17 protein-coding genes are annotated in these 19,782 nt (G+C 61.4%); 12 read left to right on the forward strand and 5 right to left on the reverse strand.

From position 1 onward, the window contains the following. Positions 1-140: 140 nt before the first annotated feature. From E4M07_RS18260 to E4M07_RS18275, 4 genes are all read left to right on the forward strand, one after another. Positions 141-1,739, forward strand: a complete 1,599-nt coding sequence (locus E4M07_RS18260) for a GMC family oxidoreductase N-terminal domain-containing protein (RefSeq protein WP_136659820.1) — start codon at positions 141-143, stop codon at positions 1,737-1,739. 129 nt (positions 1,740-1,868) lie between these two features. Further along, on the forward strand, positions 1,869-2,981 hold the full coding sequence (locus tag E4M07_RS18265) for a TRAP transporter substrate-binding protein (protein ID WP_136659821.1): 1,113 nt from the start codon (positions 1,869-1,871) through the stop codon (positions 2,979-2,981). 108 nt (positions 2,982-3,089) lie between these two features. Then, positions 3,090-5,435: a TRAP transporter large permease subunit gene (locus tag E4M07_RS18270; RefSeq protein ID WP_136659822.1), complete on the forward strand. Its 2,346-nt coding sequence runs from the start codon at positions 3,090-3,092 to the stop codon at positions 5,433-5,435. A gap of 58 nt (positions 5,436-5,493) precedes the next feature. Next, complete coding sequence (locus E4M07_RS18275) at positions 5,494-6,543, forward strand: DUF475 domain-containing protein (protein ID WP_136659823.1); 1,050 nt, start codon at positions 5,494-5,496, stop codon at positions 6,541-6,543. A gap of 12 nt (positions 6,544-6,555) precedes the next feature. Here the strand turns inward: E4M07_RS18275 and E4M07_RS18280 are convergent, their stop codons facing one another. Continuing rightward, the gene (locus E4M07_RS18280; protein ID WP_136660002.1) at positions 6,556-7,323 is read right to left on the reverse strand and encodes an ABC transporter permease subunit; all 768 of its coding nucleotides are present in this window, start codon (positions 7,321-7,323) and stop codon (positions 6,556-6,558) included. Between the two features lie 301 nt (positions 7,324-7,624). Between E4M07_RS18280 and E4M07_RS18285 the strand changes: the two genes are divergently transcribed. The 4 genes from E4M07_RS18285 to ugpC all read left to right on the forward strand — a co-directional run bounded on the left by E4M07_RS18285 (position 7,625) and on the right by ugpC (position 11,882). Further along, the gene (locus E4M07_RS18285; RefSeq protein WP_136659824.1) at positions 7,625-8,938 is read left to right on the forward strand and encodes an extracellular solute-binding protein; all 1,314 of its coding nucleotides are present in this window, start codon (positions 7,625-7,627) and stop codon (positions 8,936-8,938) included. A 60-nt stretch (positions 8,939-8,998) separates the two neighbouring features. Then, positions 8,999-9,880 (forward strand): ABC transporter permease subunit, encoded by an 882-nt coding sequence (locus E4M07_RS18290; protein WP_136659825.1) that lies wholly within the window; start codon positions 8,999-9,001, stop codon positions 9,878-9,880. 142 nt (positions 9,881-10,022) lie between these two features. Further along, entirely contained in the window at positions 10,023-10,811 is a 789-nt protein-coding gene (locus E4M07_RS18295; RefSeq protein WP_246660514.1) for an ABC transporter permease subunit, read from the forward strand. Between the two features lie 9 nt (positions 10,812-10,820). Beyond that, entirely contained in the window at positions 10,821-11,882 is a 1,062-nt protein-coding gene (gene ugpC / locus E4M07_RS18300) for a sn-glycerol-3-phosphate ABC transporter ATP-binding protein UgpC (protein WP_136659827.1), read from the forward strand. A 136-nt stretch (positions 11,883-12,018) separates the two neighbouring features. On the opposite strand, the gene E4M07_RS18305 is transcribed toward ugpC, so the two are convergent. Beyond that, on the reverse strand, positions 12,019-12,300 hold the full coding sequence (locus E4M07_RS18305; protein WP_136659828.1) for a DUF1127 domain-containing protein: 282 nt from the start codon (positions 12,298-12,300) through the stop codon (positions 12,019-12,021). A 28-nt stretch (positions 12,301-12,328) separates the two neighbouring features. After that, positions 12,329-12,724, reverse strand: a complete 396-nt coding sequence (locus E4M07_RS18310; RefSeq protein ID WP_136659829.1) for a VOC family protein — start codon at positions 12,722-12,724, stop codon at positions 12,329-12,331. Between the two features lie 106 nt (positions 12,725-12,830). On the opposite strand from E4M07_RS18310, the gene soxR reads away from it, so the two are divergent. The 3 genes from soxR to E4M07_RS18325 all read left to right on the forward strand — a co-directional run bounded on the left by soxR (position 12,831) and on the right by E4M07_RS18325 (position 16,279). Then, positions 12,831-13,295 (forward strand): redox-sensitive transcriptional activator SoxR, encoded by a 465-nt coding sequence (soxR, locus tag E4M07_RS18315; RefSeq protein ID WP_136659830.1) that lies wholly within the window; start codon positions 12,831-12,833, stop codon positions 13,293-13,295. A 121-nt stretch (positions 13,296-13,416) separates the two neighbouring features. Further along, entirely contained in the window at positions 13,417-14,898 is a 1,482-nt protein-coding gene (locus tag E4M07_RS18320) for an ATP-binding protein (RefSeq protein WP_136659831.1), read from the forward strand. 97 nt (positions 14,899-14,995) lie between these two features. After that, a complete protein-coding gene (locus E4M07_RS18325) occupies positions 14,996-16,279 on the forward strand; it encodes an adenylate/guanylate cyclase domain-containing protein (protein ID WP_136659832.1) in 1,284 nt (427 codons plus the stop codon). 86 nt (positions 16,280-16,365) lie between these two features. Here the strand turns inward: E4M07_RS18325 and E4M07_RS18330 are convergent, their stop codons facing one another. Then, positions 16,366-18,276 carry a methyl-accepting chemotaxis protein gene (locus E4M07_RS18330; protein ID WP_169054278.1) on the reverse strand — a complete coding sequence of 637 codons (1,911 nt, stop codon included), beginning with the start codon at positions 18,274-18,276 and terminating at the stop codon, positions 16,366-16,368. 246 nt (positions 18,277-18,522) lie between these two features. Further along, entirely contained in the window at positions 18,523-19,134 is a 612-nt protein-coding gene (locus tag E4M07_RS18335) for a LysE family translocator (protein WP_136659834.1), read from the reverse strand. Between the two features lie 144 nt (positions 19,135-19,278). Here E4M07_RS18335 and E4M07_RS18340 point away from each other — a divergent pair, with 144 nt between their 5' ends. Next, entirely contained in the window at positions 19,279-19,767 is a 489-nt protein-coding gene (locus tag E4M07_RS18340) for a hypothetical protein (RefSeq protein WP_136659835.1), read from the forward strand. Positions 19,768-19,782: the final 15 nt, after the last annotated feature.

The raw sequence follows: 19,782 nt of genomic DNA on the forward strand, positions 1-19,782 counted from the left end.
GCTCGCTCATTCCAGCGCAGATCAGCATTTTGCCCGCCGCAGGAAAAGAGTTTTCGGATGTTGCTCTCAGCACAATAACATGCTTACCATAATAAACGAGACAATAAGTCTCATTTTTTAACATTTTTGCGGGTTTTGGCTTGGAATTCGATTACGTCATCGTGGGAGCGGGCTCAGCCGGTTGCGTTTTGGCCAACCGGTTGTCGGCAGATTCGCACTGCACGGTCGCTCTGCTGGAGGCGGGCCGGCGCGACAGATCGCCATGGATTCACATTCCCGTCGGCTACTTCAAAACGATAAAGAACCCGGCTCTGAACTGGATGTATCGGACCGAGGCCGATCCCGGGCTCAACGGACGTTCCCTCAACTGGCCGCGCGGGAAGACGCTTGGCGGCTCCAGCTCCATCAACGGCCTTTTGTATGTGCGCGGCCAGCCGCAGGACTACGACACCTGGCGCCAGCAGGGGAATGTCGGCTGGTCCTGGGAGGATGTGCTGCCGCTGTTCAAGCGCGCCGAGGCCTGGGAGGACGGTGAGAGCGCGTTGCGCGGCGGGCTAGGACCCCTTGCGGTTACCCGGTCGCGCAAGTCCTGGAAGATCGTCGATGCCTGGGTGCGCGGGGCGCAGCAGGCAGGATTTGCCTACAACCCGGACTACAACGGCGAAGAGCAGGAGGGCGTCGGCTACTTTCAATTGACCGCCAAGGATGGCCTGCGCTGTTCGTCCGCGAAGGCCTATCTGGCGCCGATCCGCGAACGCGGCAACCTCTCGGTCATGACCGGGTTCCTGACCAGCCGGGTGCTGTTCGAGGCCAAACGCGCCGTCGCCGTCGAGGGCACGCACCGCGGCGCGCAAACCGTCATCAGGGCGCGCCGGGAGATAATCCTGGCCGCCGGCGCGATCGGCTCGGCGCAGATCATGATGCTGTCGGGCGTCGGCCCCGGCGACCACCTTTCCCAGCACGGAATCAGCGTGGTCCATGAAAACGGTTCCGTCGGCAAGAACCTGCAGGACCATCTGCAGGCCCGGCCGGTCTACAAATGCAGTGTGCCGACCATCAATACCCGCACGCGGGGGCTGGTGAACCTGACAAAGATCGCTGCGGAATACGCCCTCAGGCGCAGCGGACCCATGACCATGGCGGCAAGCCTCGGCACCGGGTACCTCAAGACGCGCCCGGAGCTGGAGACACCCGATATCCAGTTTCACATCCAGCCTTTCAGCGCCGACAACCCGACCACGGGCGTCGACCGCTTCGATGCGTTCACGGCATCGGTTCTGCAGCTGCGCCCGGAAAGCAGGGGCGAGATCCGGCTCAAGTCGGCGGATCCCCGCAAGCATCCGGCGATTCATCCGAACTACCTTTCGACACAGCTCGACCAGGACACAATCGTCGAAGGCATACGCGTCGCACGGCGCATCTGCCGGCAACAGGCGATCGATGACCTGATCACGGAGGAGCATGCGCCCGGCCGGCATGTCGACGACGACGATTATGACGGCCTGCTGGACTGGGCACGGAACACCGCGACAACGATCTATCATCCGACCGGAACCTGCCGGATGGGGGTGGACGAACAGTCGGTGGTCGATCCCCGACTGAATGTGAACGGTGTCAACAGCCTGCGGATCGCCGACTGCTCGATCATGCCGACAATCGTTTCAGGAAACACCAACGCTCCCGCGATCATGATCGGCGAAAAGGCGTCCGACATGGTGCTGGAGGATGCGAGGGCGTGATCGATGCGAACGCAAACACCGGAACCGTTCTCCGACAAGACAGCCAGAACCCGGCATTTTCTGCCTTCAGTGGCGGGTGGTTGGAATGAAAGCAGAGAAGGCCATAAAACAAGGAATGGGAGGATAATCATGTCTTTGTTGAACAAACTCTCTACGGGAATCGGTGCCTCGGCGCTGGCTCTTTCCATGCTGGCGGGCACGGCCTTGGCCGACCCCGTAACCATACGCGTGCAATCGGTGATTTCGGCCAAGGCGGACGAAGTGAAGATGCTGCAGGAATTCGCCGACGACGTGGCGGCCCTGACGGCCAACGATCCGGTGACCATCGAGATCCTGCCGGCCGGCGCCGTCGTCGGCGTGCGCGAAACCCTCGATGCGGTCGACAAGGGACTGGTCGAGGGCGGCTTCGCATGGACCCACTACTGGTCCGGCAAGCATCCGGCCGCCATGCTGTTCGGATCTCCCGTCGCCGGCGCCGGTGTCGGCATCGACAACATCGCCTTCCTGTCCTGGTTCCAGTACGGCGGCGGCAAGGAACTCTACGACCGGCTGTGGGACGAGATGGGCGTCAACGTGAAGGGCTTCATGCTGCAGCCCGTCGGCCCCGAGGCCCTTGGCTGGTTCAAGGAACCGATCACCTCGATGGACGACTTCCGCAAATACCGCTTCCGCACGCCGCCCGGCATTCCGGGTCAGACCTACAAGGACATTGGCGTGGCCTCCGTCGCCATGGGCGGCGGCGACATCCTGCCGGCGCTTGAAAAAGGCACGATCGACGCGGCCGAATGGTGCTGCCCGAAACCGGATTCCGTCTTCGGGTTCCAGAAGGTCCTGAAGCACTACTACCTGCAAGGCCTGCACCAGGTGGTGGTGAACGCCGACCTCTACATCAACGGCGACGTCTACGATTCGCTGACTGATCACCAGAAGAAGGCGCTGGAGGTGGCCGCCAACGCGTCCCTTTCGAAGGCGATGAGCTACCGGATCCTGGAAAACGGCAAAGCGCTGAAAGACCTTACCGAGAACCATGGCGTGCAGCTTCACGATACGCCGGCCGACTACTTCCCGGAATATATGAACGCCGCGCGTGCGACACTGGAGAAGAACGCGGCTGAAAACGAGTTCTTCGCAGAGGTGTGGCAGAGCCAGAAGGACTTTGCCGAGATCGCGGTGCCGTTCTGGGCCGGCTCGCAGGCCTCCAATGCGGCGCTCGGCAAGGCCTTTGCCGACAGTCTGAAATAACGGCTGGCCCGAAACAGTCGGCGGGCCCGGTCGGGCCCGCCGAAATCCTTCAACGCGCGGCCGCGGAACGCGCTTGAGGCGGGAATGGAATGCAGGGGGAGAGCCGAAATGGCTGAGGACGTCAACCCGGAAGGGCTCGAAACGGCCGATGAGCTGATTGCCGAACGGCGGGCCGCAATGCCGGGGCAGACGCCGGATACAATGACGTCCTGGCAGCGTCCCATCACCGCATTCATCGACATAACCAACCTGTGGGCCGGGCGGCTGACATGCCTGCTGCTGATCCCGCTGATATTCGTCATGGTGTTCGAGGTGGTGTCGCGCACCCTGTTCGGAACCCTGACGGACTGGGGCATGAACGACCTCGCCATCCGCCTCGGTCTCGGGCCGACGCTGTGGTCCTACGATCTGTCGCGCATGCTGGGCGGTGTCCTGTTCATGCTGGCCGCGGGCTATGCGCTGCTGCGCGGCGTGCATATCCGCGCCGATTTCCTGTTCCGCAGCTGGTCGCCCAAGACACAGGCGACCGTCGACGCGACGCTCTACCTTGCCTTCTATTTTCCGGCGATGCTGTTCTTCTTCTGGACCGCGGCCGATTTCTGGCTCGACGCCTTCGAGAAGAACGAGCGGGCCATGGACACGACCTGGGCGCCCATATTGTGGCCGGCGCGCCTCGCCATGCCGATCGGCGCCGTCCTTTTGATCCTGCAGGGCATCGCGGAACTGTTCCGGGCCTTCGATCAGATGGGCAAGGAGCGCGAACGCCTGTTCGTGCGCATCCTGCCCTTCTACCTCATCATCCTGGCACTGGTATTCGCGGCCACGTTCTTCCCGAAGGTCGTGCCTTTCGATGACTGGTGGGAGGCGTTCGCGGGCGGCGGCGCCTTCGCGCTGCAAAAATCGACCATCGGCTTGCTGATGCTGGCGGCCATGCTGTTCTCCATCTTCGTGGGCTTTCCCATATCGTTCACGCTGATCTTCCTGGCCTTCACCTTCGGCGCATGGGGCTCCGGCAGCGCCGTCACCTTCTTCCTGATGACGCTGCAGGTGAATTCGACCATGCTGGACGACCAGCTGGTCGCCGTGCCGTTGTTCATCTTCATGGGCATACTGATGGAACAGGCGGGGTTGATGGAGCGGCTGTTCAAGGCGGTGCAGTTGATGATGTCGCGCACCCGCGGCGCGCTGTTCATCGCAGTTTTGTTCGTCTCCACCATCTTCGCCGCGGCGACCGGCATCGTCGGCGCGTCGGTGACCATCCTCGGCATCATGGCGGCGCGCACCATGAACAAATCGGGCTATGATGTCAGGCTTGCCGCCGGAACGATCACCGCCGGCGGCACGCTCGGCATCCTCATTCCGCCGTCGATCATGCTGATCGTCATGGGACCCGTGCTGGAGATTCCGGTCACCGATCTCTTCCGGGCGGCGATCGTTCCGGGTCTGCTGCTTGCGGTGCTCTACATGCTCTATTCGCTCGGGCGCTGCTGGATCAACCCGTCCCTCGGACCCATCCTGCCGGCGGACGAGCAGCCGGAAACCTCGCCCTACTACCTGATCGAAGTTACCGCCGTGGTCGCATCCATTTTTGTCCTGGGTTGGCTGATCGTGGCCGGCGCATCGGGCAACCTGGCGGTATTCCCGCTGGCCGGCCTCGTCATCCCGCTGGTCTGGATCGGCGTGATGTTCGGGGTTTACCGCTGGACGCGGACACACCGGCCGGGCGGCTTCTACTTTTCCGACCTTTGGTACGAGTTCTTCATGGGGCTGGTGCCGCCGACGATCCTGATCGCCTTCGCGCTCGGATCCATTCTGGCCGGCTGGGCGACCCCGGCGGAAGCATCCGCCTGCGGCGCGCTCGGCGCCGTCGTGCTGTCGCTGGCCTATCGCAAACTCACCGTCGAGCGGTTCTACGACGCGCTGATAAAGACCCTGGAAATCACGGTCCTGATCATGTTCCTCGTGGCCGCATCGAACTTTTTCGGCGCCGTGTTCTCCAATCTCGGCACGCCGAAGATGCTCACCGAGCTGCTGCTGTCGATGGAGTTTTCGGTGGCGATCATGCTGATCTTCGTGATGGCGCTGGTGTTCCTGCTCGGCTGGCCGCTGGAGTGGGTGCCGATCGTTCTCATCATCGTGCCCATCCTGGTGCCTTTGCTGGAGCAGATGGGCGTCAACCTGCTGTGGTTCGCCATTCTGGTGGCGGTCAATCTGCAGACCGCGTGGCTGTCGCCGCCGGTTGCGCTATCGGCCTATTTCCTCAAGGGCGTGGTGCCGCAATGGGACCTGAAAGACATCTATTTCGGCATGATGCAGTTCATGGTGATCCAGCTCATCGGCCTCGTGCTGATCTTCCTGCTTCCGGGCTTCGTCCTGTGGCTTCCGGACTGGCTGTCGGCGGCGGGTGCAAAACCGTTCTTTTCCTATGTCGGCTATGTGACGCCGGGCAATTGACGGCGGGGCCCCTGCTCCGCCGCCGATTCGCAATACCAATCAGACAGGAGTCTGCGTATTGAAGCTGATCCGCACCTATTTCTTCTGGCCGTTGCTGGTGACAATCGCCGGGCTGATCGCCGTGTTCTGGATCGGCTGGAACAGTTTCGGAACGCTGGCCGGCGCCACGTCCTTCTTCATCATCGGGGCGGTGCTGGCGATCATGGAAATCTCGCTTTCGTTCGACAACGCGATCGTTAATGCGAACAAGCTCAAATACATGACGCCGAAATGGCAGCAGCGGTTTCTGACCTGGGGCATACTGATCGCCGTGTTCGGCATGCGCATCGTCTTTCCCGTGCTGATTGTCGCCATTGCCGCAAAGCTCGGCCCGATCGCCGCCGTCAAACTGGCGGTGCTGCAGCCGGATGAATATTCCCGCATAATTTCCGAATCGCATATTTCCATCGCGGCGTTCGGCGGCACGTTCCTCATGATGGTGGCGCTCAGCTATTTCATCAACGAGGAAAAGGAAGTCGACTGGTTCAAGATGCTGGAGAAGCGGCTGCGGCAGTGGGCCTCGATCCGCGGCCTCGAAATCGCCTTCGTGCTGGCGGTCATCATCGGCTTCGCCTGGTTCCTGAAGTCGTCGCTGCTGGCCACTTTCCTCATGTCGGCGATGCTCGGCCTCTTGACCTATCTCCTGGTGGAACTGCTGGGCAACCTGCTGGACAGGGCCGAAGAGGCGCGGGATCTCGCCCGCGCCGGCGGGTTCGGCGCGTTCATGTATCTTGAAGTGTTGGACGCAAGCTTTTCCTTCGACGGGGTGATCGGCGCCTTCGCCTTCACAAAGAACCTCTTCCTGATCGCCATCGGGCTCGGTATCGGCGCCATGTATGTGCGCACCATGACGATCATGCTGGTGGAAAAGAACACGCTCGCCCAGTTCCGCTATCTCGAACACGGCGCATTCTACTCGATCTTCCTCTTGTCGGTGATCATGTTCACCCAGTCGATGGTGCACATACCCGAGCTGATCACGGGATTCATCGGGGTGGCGCTGATCGGCCTCGCGCTGATCGAATCCATCCGCTACAACCGCCTGCATCCGGAAGGCGATGCGTCGTGATGCGGGCCCGCACTACTTGTGCTCGCCGACCAGTCCCTTGACCAGCCATTTCTGCAGGAGCAGGACCACGAGTGCCGGTGGCAGCATGGCCAGCACCGCCAGGGCCATGCCGTAGTTCGTCGCCGTGCCGAAGCGTTCGATGCCGCGCACCAAGGTGAAATAGCCCTCCCCGGTCGTCGAAACCATCAGCGGCCAGAGATACTGGTTCCAGCCGAGGACAAAGGTGACGGCAAAGAGCGCCAGAACCATCGGCACGGAGACGGGCAGAAGAATGTCGACGAGAAACCGCAGCGGACCGGCACCGTCGATGCGCGCCGCCTCGACCAGCTCGTCCGGCACCGACTTGAAGAACTGGCGGAAAAAGAACGTCCCCATCGCGGCCGCCAGCAGCGGCAACACCAGGCCGGTGTACGAGTTCAGCAGACCGAGCGTGTGAACGACCTGAAAACTGGGCAGGATCCGGGTCTCGATCGGCAACAGCAGGCTGGCGAATATGAGCCAGAACAGAAAAGAAGCGAAACGCAAACGAAAATAGACCAGCGCATAGGCCGACAGCACCGACAAAAGGCATTTGCCGAGCGAGAATCCGAGCGCCATCACCGTCGAGTTGAGCGCCATGCCGCCCGCCGTGATCGTCTGGCTGAAGCCCGCCTTCTCGGTCAGAACCCGACCATAGACCGAGGCGAACTCGGGGCCCCAGCTCAGGTGCAGACCGTCGCTGGAAATCGCCGAATTCTGGTGCGTTGACGTCAATAGCACCGCGATCACCGGCAGCAGCATGAACACGCAACCGGCAATCAGGACCAGGTGATCGACCACCTTTCGAACAGTCCGTTTTCTCGTTGTCAGGAAGTTGCCCAATGTAGCGCCTTGATACCAATGGATATGTCGTTAGCCGCGGTACTGTTTAACGCCCCTGCGCGCGGAAAACCATTTTCGTTTTTACAAAAAATCCTGTCACATATTCTTCATTATTTTGACATGTGGGTGTAACCCGCCGTAGCGTAGGTTCCGACGTCTGCGGCCTGCTGTGCGCGCAGTCGTTAGGGGCCAATCAAATCAACATCCAAAGGGTGGAATCATGTCAATTCGCAATATTTTAGTCGGCGCCATGGCAACGACCATGTCCGTCGCAATGTCCGTACCGGCCATGGCTCAAACGGAAATCACCTGGTGGCACGCAATGGGCGGCCAGCTGGGCGAAACCGTGAATGAGATTGCCGAGAAGTTCAATGCGTCGCAGTCGGATTACAAGATCACGCCGATCTACAAGGGTACCTACGAAGAGACAATGACGGCCGGCATCGCGGCATTCCGCGCCGGTGAACAGCCGAACGTCATTCAGATCTTCGACGCCGGCGCCGCCACGATCATCGGTGCAAAGGGCGCCGTCATTCCGGCCCAGCAGCTGATGAGCGAAAACGGCGTCCCGTTCGACATCAACGACTATATCTCGGGCGTCCGCTATTTCTACGCCGACAAGGCGGGCGAGATGATCGGCATGCCGTTCAACTCCTCAACGCCGATCATGTATTACAATGAAGACGCCCTGAAGAAGGCCGGCGTGACGCCGCCGAAGACCTGGGAGGAGTTCCAGTCGGTCACGGCGCCGAAGCTGAAAGATGCCGGCTACGTGCCGCTCTCGCAGTCGCACCTGCCGTGGATCTTCACCGAGAATTTCTACTCCCGGCACAATCTCGAATTCGCCTCGCTGGACAACGGCTACGATTCCGGCACGCCGATCATGATGATGAACGAGGATCCGATCAAGGGTCATTTCACCGCCGTCAAAGAGTGGCTCGATAACGGAATGTTCGCATGGTACGGCACCGGATGGGCCGACAACCAGAAACCGTTCAATGAAGGCCAGGTCGCCATGTGGCTCGGCTCTTCGGGCTCCTTCGGCGGCGTCAAGAAGGCTGCCACCTTCCCCTTCGACGCGACCTATCTTCCCTATTGGGAGTCGCTGACCAAGGAACCCTATCAGACGTTTATCGGCGGCGCGGCGCTGTTCGCGATGTCCGGCAAACCCGCCGACGAGAACAAGGCGGTCGCCGAGTTCTTCCGCTTCCTGACGTCTCCGGAAATCCAGTATTTCTGGCACAGGGAAACCGGTTATGTGCCGATCACCACGGCGGCTTACGAACTGGCCAAGAAGGAAGGCTACTACAAGGACACGCCGCAGGCTGAGGTCGGCATCAAGCAGCTGACCGAGCGCGCGGGCGATTGGACCAGGGGCTACCGTCTCGGCTTCTACGTCCAGATCCGTGACGTGATGAACCGCGAGTACGGCAAAATCCTGTCGGGTGAGAAAAACGTCGACGAAGCGTTCACAACAATCGAAATTGAGTCGAACAAGCTCCTTGAGCGCTTCTCAAAATCGATGGGTAACTGATACAGTGATCCGGGGCGCGCATCTGGCGCGCCCCGGATCCACCAGGGGGCGGGCCTACGCATGATCAAATCGCAGTTCAAATCACCGCTGTTTCCCTATCTGCTCCTGCTCCCACAGCTGTCGATCGTCGTCATCTTCTTCTACTGGCCGGCGGCCGAAGCCATCCGGTCCTCGTTCTATCTTGAAGATCCGTTCGGCTTTTCCTCCACTTTCGTCGGTCTCGACAATTTCCGCGACATGGTCTCGCGATCCGATTATGTCGCAACGGCCGAATTCACCATCATCTTCTCGGTGATCGTTACCTTCTTCTCGCTGGCCATCGCGCTGCTCCTTGCCGTTACGGCAGACCGCGTTCTGCGCGGTGCGTCGACATACAAGACCCTTCTTATGTGGGTCTATGCGATCGCGCCGCCCGTCGCCGCGCTGATCGGCATCATGATGTTCGACACGCTGGTCGGTCCGATTGCAGGCTTCTTCCAGGCGCTCGGCTGGAACTACCAGCTCGGAACCAACCGTTTCGACACGGCTTTCGCCATGATCGTCATCTCGATCTGGAAGCAGGTGCCCGTCAACTTCATCTTTTTCCTGTCCGGCCTTCAGGGCATACCGAAATCGGTCCAGGAGGCTGCCGCCATCGACTGCGCCTCGTCGACACGGCGCTTCTGGACCATCACTTTCCCGCTGCTTGCGCCGACAGGATTTTTTCTTCTCATCATCAACATCACCTATTCGCTGTTCGACACGTTCGGCATTATCGACGTCGTGTTGAAGGGCGAACCGGGCAACAACCCCGTCACACTCGTCTACAAGGTGTTCCTGGACGGTTTCAGGGGCAATGATCTCGGCGGCTCCTCGGCCCAGTCGGTGATACTGATGATCCTTGTGCTGATCCTGACGGTGTTCCAGTTCCGCCTGATCGAACGACGCGTTCACTACAATTGAGGACCCGGTCATGAGCTCGTCCGATCTGCAGGCCCCGACAAGCACCACTATCGCTACCGCGTCCGCCGCGGCCGCGCGCAAGAAGCCGTTTGCGTTGCGGCAAATCATCGATCACGTCGTTCTGATTGCCGGGTCCCTGTTCATGCTGGTCCCGGTCCTGATGGCATTTTTCACGTCCAGCCACACGGACGTCACGGTGCACACCAACGGCCTGCAGATGACATTCGGCGGCCATCTGGCTGAAAACTACTACGAGGCGATGCTGGTGCCCGGCGGCTTCACCAAGACGGTGGACGGCATGCGCATGCTGATGAACTCGTTCATCCTCGGCATCGGCTTTTCGGTCGGCAAGATCATCATCTCGATGCTGGCGGCCTATGCGATCGTCTATTTCCAGTTCCGCTTCGCGACGCTTGCCTTCTGGGCCATCTTCACCACGCTGCTGCTGCCCCTGGAAGTGCGCATCCTGCCATCCTACGAGATCGTCCAGGGCATGGGCCTGGTCAACACCTATACCGGCCTGATCGTGCCGCTGATCGCCTCGGCAACCGGAACGTTCTTCTTCCGGCAGTTCTTCAAATCGGTTCCCAACGAACTGATCGAGGCGGCACGCATCGACGGTGCCGGTCCGGTCAAGTTCTTCATCGATATCCTCGTGCCGCTGTCGAAAACGATGATCGCGGCGATCTTCATCATCATGTTCGTCTTCGGCTGGAACCAGTATCTGTGGCCGACGATCATGACGACGGATGAGAGTTTCTTCACGCTGGTGCGCGGCATCAAGCAGATCCTGAACGTCTTCATCGGCGCGCAGATTCCCGAATACGGCCAGGCGATGGCGCTGGCGATCGTCGCCATGGTGCCGCCGGTGCTGGTGGTGGTGATTTTCCAGTCATGGTTCGTCAAGGGCCTGGTTGAGTCCGACAAATAGGTGAATTGAATGGCCAAGGTTGTCATCGACAATGTCCGCAAGGTGTACCCCAACGGGACGGAGGCACTGTCGCCTTCGAGCCTCAGTATCGAGGACGGCGAGTTCATTGTCCTCGTCGGCCCTTCCGGCTGCGGAAAGTCGACGCTGCTGCGGATGATCGCCGGCCTTGAGGACATTACCGAGGGGACGATCTCGATCGGGGAGCGTGTCGTCAACGCGCTCGATCCGGCCGAGCGGGACATCGCCATGGTGTTCCAGAACTATGCGCTCTATCCGCATATGTCGGTCTACAAGAACATGGCCTACGGGCTGAAGAACCGCGGCATGCCCAAGGCCGACATCGATGCGGCCGTGCAGAAGGCCGCGAAGCTTCTGCATATCGAGGAGTTTCTTGCCCGCAAACCCAGCCAGCTCTCCGGCGGACAGCGCCAGCGCGTTGCCATGGGCCGCGCGATCGTGCGCGATCCGGCGCTTTTTTTGTTCGACGAGCCGCTGTCCAACCTCGATGCCAAGCTGCGCAACCAGATGCGCATCGAAATCCGCAAGCTGCAGCGTGAACTGGGCGTTACCTCCATCTATGTCACGCACGACCAGATCGAGGCGATGACGATGGCCGACCGCATCGCCGTGCTCAACACCGGCAAGATCGAACAGATCGGCACGCCGGCGCAAATCTATCACACCCCGGCCAGTATCTTTGTCGCCAGCTTCATGGGCGCGCCGCCGATGAATATTCTCGACGGCCATTACAACGGCAATGGCGGCCTGGAGATCAAGGACCTCGGTCACGTGGCGGTCGACCACACGCTGGAGGTGACCGGCGATATACAGGTCGGCATACGGCCGGAAAATGTCGAGATCCACCAGGCCGAGGAGCCGCACACGATCCCGATCAAGGTGGATTTCCTCGAGGAGCTGGGTGCCGGCCGGTTGCTGCACACCACCATCGGCAACACGCCTTTCATCGCCCATCTCGACAACGAGCACCAGATCAACGGCGAAACGGTTTTCGCGCATCTGCCGGCCAGGGCATTGCACCTGTTCGACGCATCGACGGGACGGCGGGTCTAGCTTTCGGGCTCCAAACGGTTCACAGACAAAATCCGGCGGCCGTGACGGTGGCCGCCGGAAGCAGACAGGCGCAGGGTGTTGCCTGCCGGGGAGACACTCGCGATGTGTTGCAGGGTGCGGAGTGCCCCAAACTCAGTTACCGAATCTCTGAGCGACTGCGCGAACGATGACGCAATGCTGCACGCGTCAGGTCCGCCGACGGATCGTCCAGGGGGCCGCCGCGCAGCGCAAAATTCAGATCGCTCCGCGTCAGCCCGATATCGTCCAGAAGATGGTCGCTGAGATTGTGCATGGTGCGCACGTCACGGCGGTTGCGGACGCGTTCCAGCAGGTTCGCCACGCGCGACCAGGCGATACTCCAGCCGGCAATGCGGCTTCGTATCGTCGGCGTGCGGATGTTTTCCAGATAGTTCGTCATCTCTTTTGTCCTCGTTCATCACCCGGCCTCAAGCCGGGACTTTCGCATAGCTGACCACCTCGAATTCGATGCGGTCCTCGTCGTGAAAATAGAACCGGCGTCCGGGCTCGTAATCGGCATGGGAATGCGGTTCCAGGCCCGCCGCGACGACCTTCTTTTCAACGGCCTCCAGATCGTCAACGACAATCCCCACGTGGTTGAGACCCCCGATCGTCCGGTAGCTGCTCGATTTCGCATCGACGCTCTTGCCAGGCGTGTAGAGCGCCAGGTAGCTGTCGTTCGAGCCGACATGAACGCTCATTCCGCCGTCGATCGCCGGGCCCTGCCAGCGAATGTGCCAACCGAAAAGGTCGCACATGCGGTTCGCCGTCTTGATCGGGTCGCGGACGGTGAAATTCACATGTTCCAACATTGCGCTTTTCATTTTTCTGTCTCCTATTCTTGTCATTTATAACGCTGATGTTGACATTCTAATTCCTCAAGTTAACTTTAGGTCAAGAGTTTTTTTCAGACTATTTTCGGAGACGCGAATGAAGGCTCGAGACAGGCTGCCCATCGGCGAATTGGCTCGGCGGACCGGGCTGGCGGTGTCAGCGATCCGTTTCTATGAGGCGGAGGGCCTGATCACCTCGGAGCGCAATGCGGGCGGTCAGAGGCGCTTCCTGCGCTCGGACATCCGGCGCCTTTCCTTCGTACAGATCGCGCAGCGCTTCGGCTTCACCATCGAGCAGATCCGCGAGCAACTTCAGTCCCTGCCGCTCGAACGCACGCCGAACAAGGCTGACTGGTCGAAGATCAGCCGTGGCTTCCGGCGCGAGCTCGACGCGCGCATCGAAACGCTGACGCGGCTGCGCGACGACCTGGACGGCTGCATCGGCTGCGGCTGCCTGTCCCTGAAGAAGTGCAAGCTGTACAATCCCGAGGACCGCGCACGCCGCCACGGTTCCGGCCCGCGTTACCTGCTGGGCGACGATCCGCCTGAAATCGAGGACTGACTCACAGCTATCGCCTGCACCCGTGTTGCACCGGGCGCGCCGGCTCTGCTAATCCGGGCGGGACGGATTCCCGTCCCCGCGATACCCCATTGAACCCGTACCCGAGCGACCAGACAGCCGCATGACCGTTCAGATCGAACTCGGCACCCAAACGTCCGGCATGCCCGCCGCGATGGATCTGGAGGAACTGCTTGCGACCCGGCTGCTGGTTCAGGGCAATTCCGGCTCGGGGAAATCGCATCTGCTGCGCCGGATCCTCGAGCAGAGCGCCCAATGGGTCCAGCAGGCGGTGATCGATCCGGAAGGCGATTTCGTATCGCTTGCCGAAGAATTCGGCCACGTGGTCGTCGATGCCGGCAGCAGCGAGCGCGACCTTCAGACGATCGCCGCGCGCGTCCGGGAACACCGTGTTTCCGTGGTCTTCAACCTCGAAGGTCTCGATTCGGACGGCCAGATGAGGGCCGCAGGCGCTTTCCTCAACGGTCTTTTCGAGGTGGCGCGCGACATCTGGTATCCGATGCTGGTGGTGGTCGACGAAGCGCAGCTCTTCGCGCCGACGGCGTCCGGTGAGTTCTCGGAGGAGGCGCGGCGGGTGTCGCTCGGCGCCATGACCAACCTGATGTGCCGCGGTCGCAAGCGCGGACTGGCCGGCATCATCGCCACGCAGCGCCTCGCCAAGCTCGCCAAGAACGTCGCCGCGGAAGCATCGAATTTCCTGATGGGCCGCACGTTCCTCGATATCGACATGGCACGCGCCTCGGACCTTCTCGGCATGGAGCGCCGCCAGGCCGAGACGTTCCGCAATCTCGACCGCGGCCAGTTCGTGGCGCTTGGTCCGGCGCTCAGCCGCCGGCCGCTACAGGTGGCGATCGGTCCAGTGCGGACAAGGGGCATGGGATCGAGCCCGAAACTCATGCCGCTGCCCGAACAGCCCACCGGCGGGGCGGCCGAAGAACTGCTCTTCGCCGCCGGCGATGCGTCGCCGCTCGTTGAGCGCGCGGCGCCGCGGCCAATCGAGGCCACCGGTGTGCTGCGGCAACTTTCCGAGGCGCGGCCGCTCCCGGACGGGGACCCGATTGCCGAGGACGGCATGGATCCGCAGGAGCGGGACGCGGCGGTTGCCGGGATCCTCGCCGACATGCTGGCGGATCCTGATGCCGCCTATCAGGCGGTCGCCATCCTCTACCAGGATTTCCAGGTACGCTGCCGCATTGCGAAAATCTCCCCGCCGCCCGACTTGCCGGGTTTCCGGGAACGCCTGGCCGTGGCGCGTGCCGGAGGCGCGGCCGGCGGGGTGGACAACGAGGACTGGGCGCGCGCCACGGCAATCGCCGCGCAGTTGCCGGACACCATGCGCGCCGCCTATCTGCTGCTCGCCCGTGCCGCCGCGCAGAAGGAACCCTGCCCTTCCAACCAGGCCATCGCCACCGCCTATGGCACGCGTTCGCCGGGGCGGGCGCGCTGGCTGCTCGGCTACATGGAGGAAAACGGTTTCCTCGCCTGCTCAAACGACCTGCGCGGCAGGCGGGTCATCGCGTTTCCCGAGCTCGACTGGCGGACGGAGCCGGGCGATCCGAACGGGGCGGAGGTCGCCCACTCCTGACAACGATCTGTCAGCAAGTTCCGCCGCTCCCTTGTATTTTGAAGTTCGGACGACAATTTATAGCCTCGAGACAGAATCATACGACCGGGCGACGAAAATGGCAGAAGGTACACTTATTAAGGGCATCGGCGAATGGCTGATCGATCAGGCGCTGAGCGAACCCGATATTGTCGACATGTTCGGCGCGGTCTGCCAGCGGCTGTATGCGGCCGGCGTTCCGTTGGGGCGCGCCCGCATATCATGGTCGACGCTGCATCCGCTGTTCCAGGCGGAAACCGTGTTGTGGGAGCGCGGCAAGGAGCCCGTTCTCGATCAGTTCAGGCACCAGGCCGAGCGATCCGAGGACTATCTGAAAAGCCCCATGTACTTCATGTTCGAGCATGATATCGACGTTCTGCGCCGCAAGCTGGAAGGCCCCAACAAGCTCGTCGATTTCCCCATCCTCGAAGACCTCATCCAACAGGGAATGACCGACTACCTGACCATCACGACGGCCTTCGACAGCGATGCAAAGGAAATCGACCAGAAGCTCTTCGGCATGATCGTCGCATGGGCATCAGACAGGCCCGGCGGCTTTACCGAAGAGGACGTCGCGGCGCTTCAGAAGATCCAGAGGCGCATGGCGGTCGCCTGCAAGACGGCGATCCAGTCGCGCATTGCCGGCAATATCGTCGAGACCTATCTCGGCCGCAAGGCCGGGCGCCAGGTGCTGGACGGCGCCATCAAGCGCGGCGACGGTCAGGAAACCCAGGCGGTCGTGTGGCTGTCGGACCTGCGCGATTCCACCGCGCTCGCCGACACGATGGCGCCCGACGCCTATTTCGACCTGCTCAATGCCTATTACGAATGCACGGCAGGCTCGGCCATCAAACATGGCGGTGAGGTTCTCGATTTCATCGGCGACGCGGTGCTCGCGATCTTTCCGTATGAAACGGACAAGGAGCTCCAGACAGCCGCCAGGGCAGCGACCCAAGCGCTGCGCGATGCGTTCACCATGCGCGAGACCGTCAACGAGGAACGCAAGGCGGACGGCCGCGTGGCCATCCGCTTCGGTGTCGGCCTCAACACCGGCAGGGTGATGTTCGGCAATATCGGCGTCGAGGAGCGGCTGACCTTTTCGGTGATCGGTCCGACCGTCAACGAGGTGTCGCGCATCGAGACGCTGACGAAGGGTCTGGAATCGCACGCCCTGGTCACCGCAAAGATCGCGGCCAGCGAACCCGATTCATGGGTGTCGACAGGCAAGCACCGGCTGGCGGGCGTGTCGCAGGAGATCGAGCTCTTCGCGCCGAAGGCCGCGAAAAAAGGCATCGCCACAGAGACGATCAGCACCGAGCAGGACACCGCGGTCGGCGACGAGGCGCCGGTCGTCCGACATTAAACCTCTGATGCCATCGGCGAGGGCAAGGAAGCCGGTGCGCGACGGGTGAACCGGCGCACACCGGCTTCCTCCATGACGACCACGTTTTAACCGCCGACGGCGAGCGGCGGTCTGCCATCATTATCGTTCCGGGGGATTTCGTTATCGGCGACACCGGTCTTGAATTCCCTGAGCATGGCGTCGATACCGGCGACTTCCTGCTTCAGGGTCTGGCTCGCGGCAGAGGCCTCCTCGGCAATCGCAGCGGTCTGCTGCGTACCCTGATCGATGTTGTTGACGGAATTGTCGATTTCCTGAAGCGCGACCGACTGCTCGCCGGTCGTTCCGGAAATTGCCGAAACATGCTCGTTGATCTGGCCGACATCCGCAACGATGGTCTCAAGCGCCTCGCCGGTCTCGTTGACCAGCGCCGCTCCGGCCCGGACGTTTTCCCCGGACGTCTCGATGAGGGTTTTGATCTGACCGGCGGCAGCCGTCGAGCGTTGCGCCAGTTCGCGCACCTCGCTGGCGACCACGGCGAAGCCCTGCCCGGCCTCGCCGGCGCGGGCGGCTTCCACGCCCGCGTTGAGCGCAAGAAGATTGGTCTGGAAGGAAATATCGTCGATCACATCGATGATGTTGGTAATTTCGGCCGCGGATGCCTCTATCTTGTTCATGGCGTCGATGGCCTTGCGCACAACGGTGCCGGAATTTTCCGCGTTGTCCTTTGCCGTCGCCACAAGGCCGCTTGCCTCGGAGGCCCTTTCACTGGAGGATTTCATGGCGGAGGTGATTTCCTCCAGCGCGGCGGCTGTTTCCTCGACCGTCGCGGCCTGCTGTTCAGTGCGTCCCGCGAGATTGTCGGCGGCAACGGTTATCTCGCCGGAGCTTGAGAGAATCTGCGCCGACGCGTCGCTGATGCGGTCGATGATTTCGGAAAGGAGCGTGAAGGTCTCGTTGAAATCGTCCTTCAGCTTTTGGTAGTCGGGCGGGAATTCCTCCGCAATCCGGTAGCTGAAGTCCTTTCGCGAAATCGCCGTCATCGCCTGGCTGAAACTGTCGGCCACTCGCTCACGCTCCGCGGCAACGGCTTCGTCCTGCCGTTTCTGCTCGGCGTCCGCCGTCTCCTTTCTCTGCCGCTGCTCGGCTTTCTCGGCCTCCAATTCCACATTGCGCTCGGTGTTTTCCTTGAATACTTCCAACGCATTCGCCATCTGGCCAAGTTCATCCTGGCGCTCGAGGCACGGAACGTCGGTGTCCAGCCGGCCGTTGGCAATGTCTCCCATGGCGCCGGTCATTTTATTGATCGGCCCGGAGATAGCCCGCGCACCGGCGATCACCACCGCCAGGATCGCGAGTCCGGCCACAAATATGCCGATAAGGATGTTGTCCTTCAGGTTGGCGGCGGCCGTCATCGCCTGATCGACGTTCGAATTGATTTCCAGAACGCCCCGGACATCGCCGACGTGCCAGTCGCTCTTTGGAGTCTGAGGGTGGGCGTTGTGGCAATCGACGCAGCCCTGAACGGCCATTTTGTCGGCAATGGCGATACGCATCACCGTGCTGCCGTCGCGCACCTCCTGCCGTTTGAACACCTGATCGGGATTTTCATTGAGAAACGCCCAGGCGCTTGTCATGAAGTCGTCCATGACCCGGTCCTGCCGGTTCGGGAAGGGATAGGCGCTGTAGAGCGCCATCGTGGTGTTCTCGGCAGCCAACAGGGCACTCAGATCATGGATCAGCGTTGCCGGCAGCGGGATCGCGTCCGGCTGGTCGGCGTGGTCGATCGCCGGTTTGAGTCCGCCCGTGGCCTTTGCCTTCCTGATGACATTTTGCGTGTAGTAGCCGCGGATGGTCTTGAACTGGTTTGCGGTCTGAAGACCTGCCTGTGTCGCCGCATCCAGCGCATTGTTGACCACGATGTTCGGAATGACGGCCCACGCGATCACAAGGCAGATCAAGATGACCACCGGCACAGGCAGCGCCAGTTTGAAGACAAGGGATTTTCTGAAAGACATCGTATTTGCGCCAGTCATGTCCAAATCGGACACAAGGGCCAATGCGACTGAAGAAATCATTCCGCCGGCAGTTCGGTCGTCATGCCAGATCTGTATAGTTCTGAGATAAGTCTGGTCCACGCCGTATAGAAGCGCTGTGCATCATGCAATTGGGTAGTCTATTTACCCAAACCACTAAATATTGATGGTGAACGAATAGAGTTTCCGATTGGTTAATCGGAGATACATGCAAGAATTCATCTCTCTTCAGTCATTCGACAGGGCAAGTCGCAGGCCGAGCGCGCCAAAGGCGCCGGCGAACCCGCGCCGCATCCAGCGCATGACCGCCGGCTTCGATATGACGTGGCGCCGGGCGGCGGCCGCGAAGGTGCCGTAGCCGACGAAAACGATGAATGTCAGAAGCATGAAGACCGCTGCGAGCGCAAGCATCTGGGCCGTGGCGTCGGCCGCACCGGCAGGAACGAACTGCGGAAGAAAGGCGAGGAAGAACAGCGAAAGCTTCGGATTGAGGATGTTCAAAAGGATGCCGTCGATCACAACCTTGCGGCCGGACCTTTGCGCACCTTGCCGGGATATTTCAAACGCGCCGCCGTCGCGCAGCATTCCCCAGGCCATGTAGAGCAGGTAAGCGACACCCAGATACTTGACGATCTGGAAGGCAAGCGCGCTGGCGTGCAGAAGGGCCGCGAGCCCGACAATGCTGGCTGCGACATGCGGCACGATGCCGAGCGTGCAGCCGAAGGCGGCCAACACGCTGGCGCGCCAGCCGCGGCCGAGCCCGATGGCAAGCGTGTAGAGCACGCCGGTTCCCGGCAGCAGCACGACCACAAGCGATGTCAGAAGATATTCCGGTGTCACGCGTTTCCTCCATTGCTCGATCGGCGCCGGCGCATGTGATCAGACATTGGGGAGCAATTCAAGACGGCGCTCCGATGGGCGGCAAGGCGCTTGCCCGGTTCCGCGCTTTGTGCCCCTATTGACCGGACCAGAGGAGAGATGCGGATGAAACAGCTTCTACTTGCGGCAATCCTGATCCTGGCGGCGGTGGTGCCGCCGCGGGCCGAAACCCTTTCGCTCGACTACCAGGCGGTCATGCATGTGCGCTCGTCGACCGCCGTTCCCGTCCTTGACGATGCTGCCCATCTGGTAGGCATCGCCGAATTCCGCGGGCTCGCCATCTTTGCCGACGGCACGGTCGCCGTGCACCGCTATGACGGCTGGTTCGACCTTGAGGAGGGCTCGGGCAAGTTCCACGGCTACGCGCTGTGGACCTTTTCCGACGGATCCGAGCTGCGGGCACCCTATAGCGGCGCGGCAACGGCGACCGGTGACGGCGGCGTTGCCGTCGAAGCGACGTTCGAGGGATTCACGGGCAGCGGGCGCTTCGCTGAAGCGACCGGCACGGGCGAATTCTCGGGCCGGCGGCTCGACGCCATCGACAAGGGCGGCAGTACCTACCTTGACGGCAAGCTCGCCATAACAACGCCCTGAATGCGAAAGGAGCCC

The organism is Nitratireductor sp. XY-223, assembly GCF_004959855.1.
Lineage (GTDB): Bacteria > Pseudomonadota > Alphaproteobacteria > Rhizobiales > Rhizobiaceae > Hoeflea_A.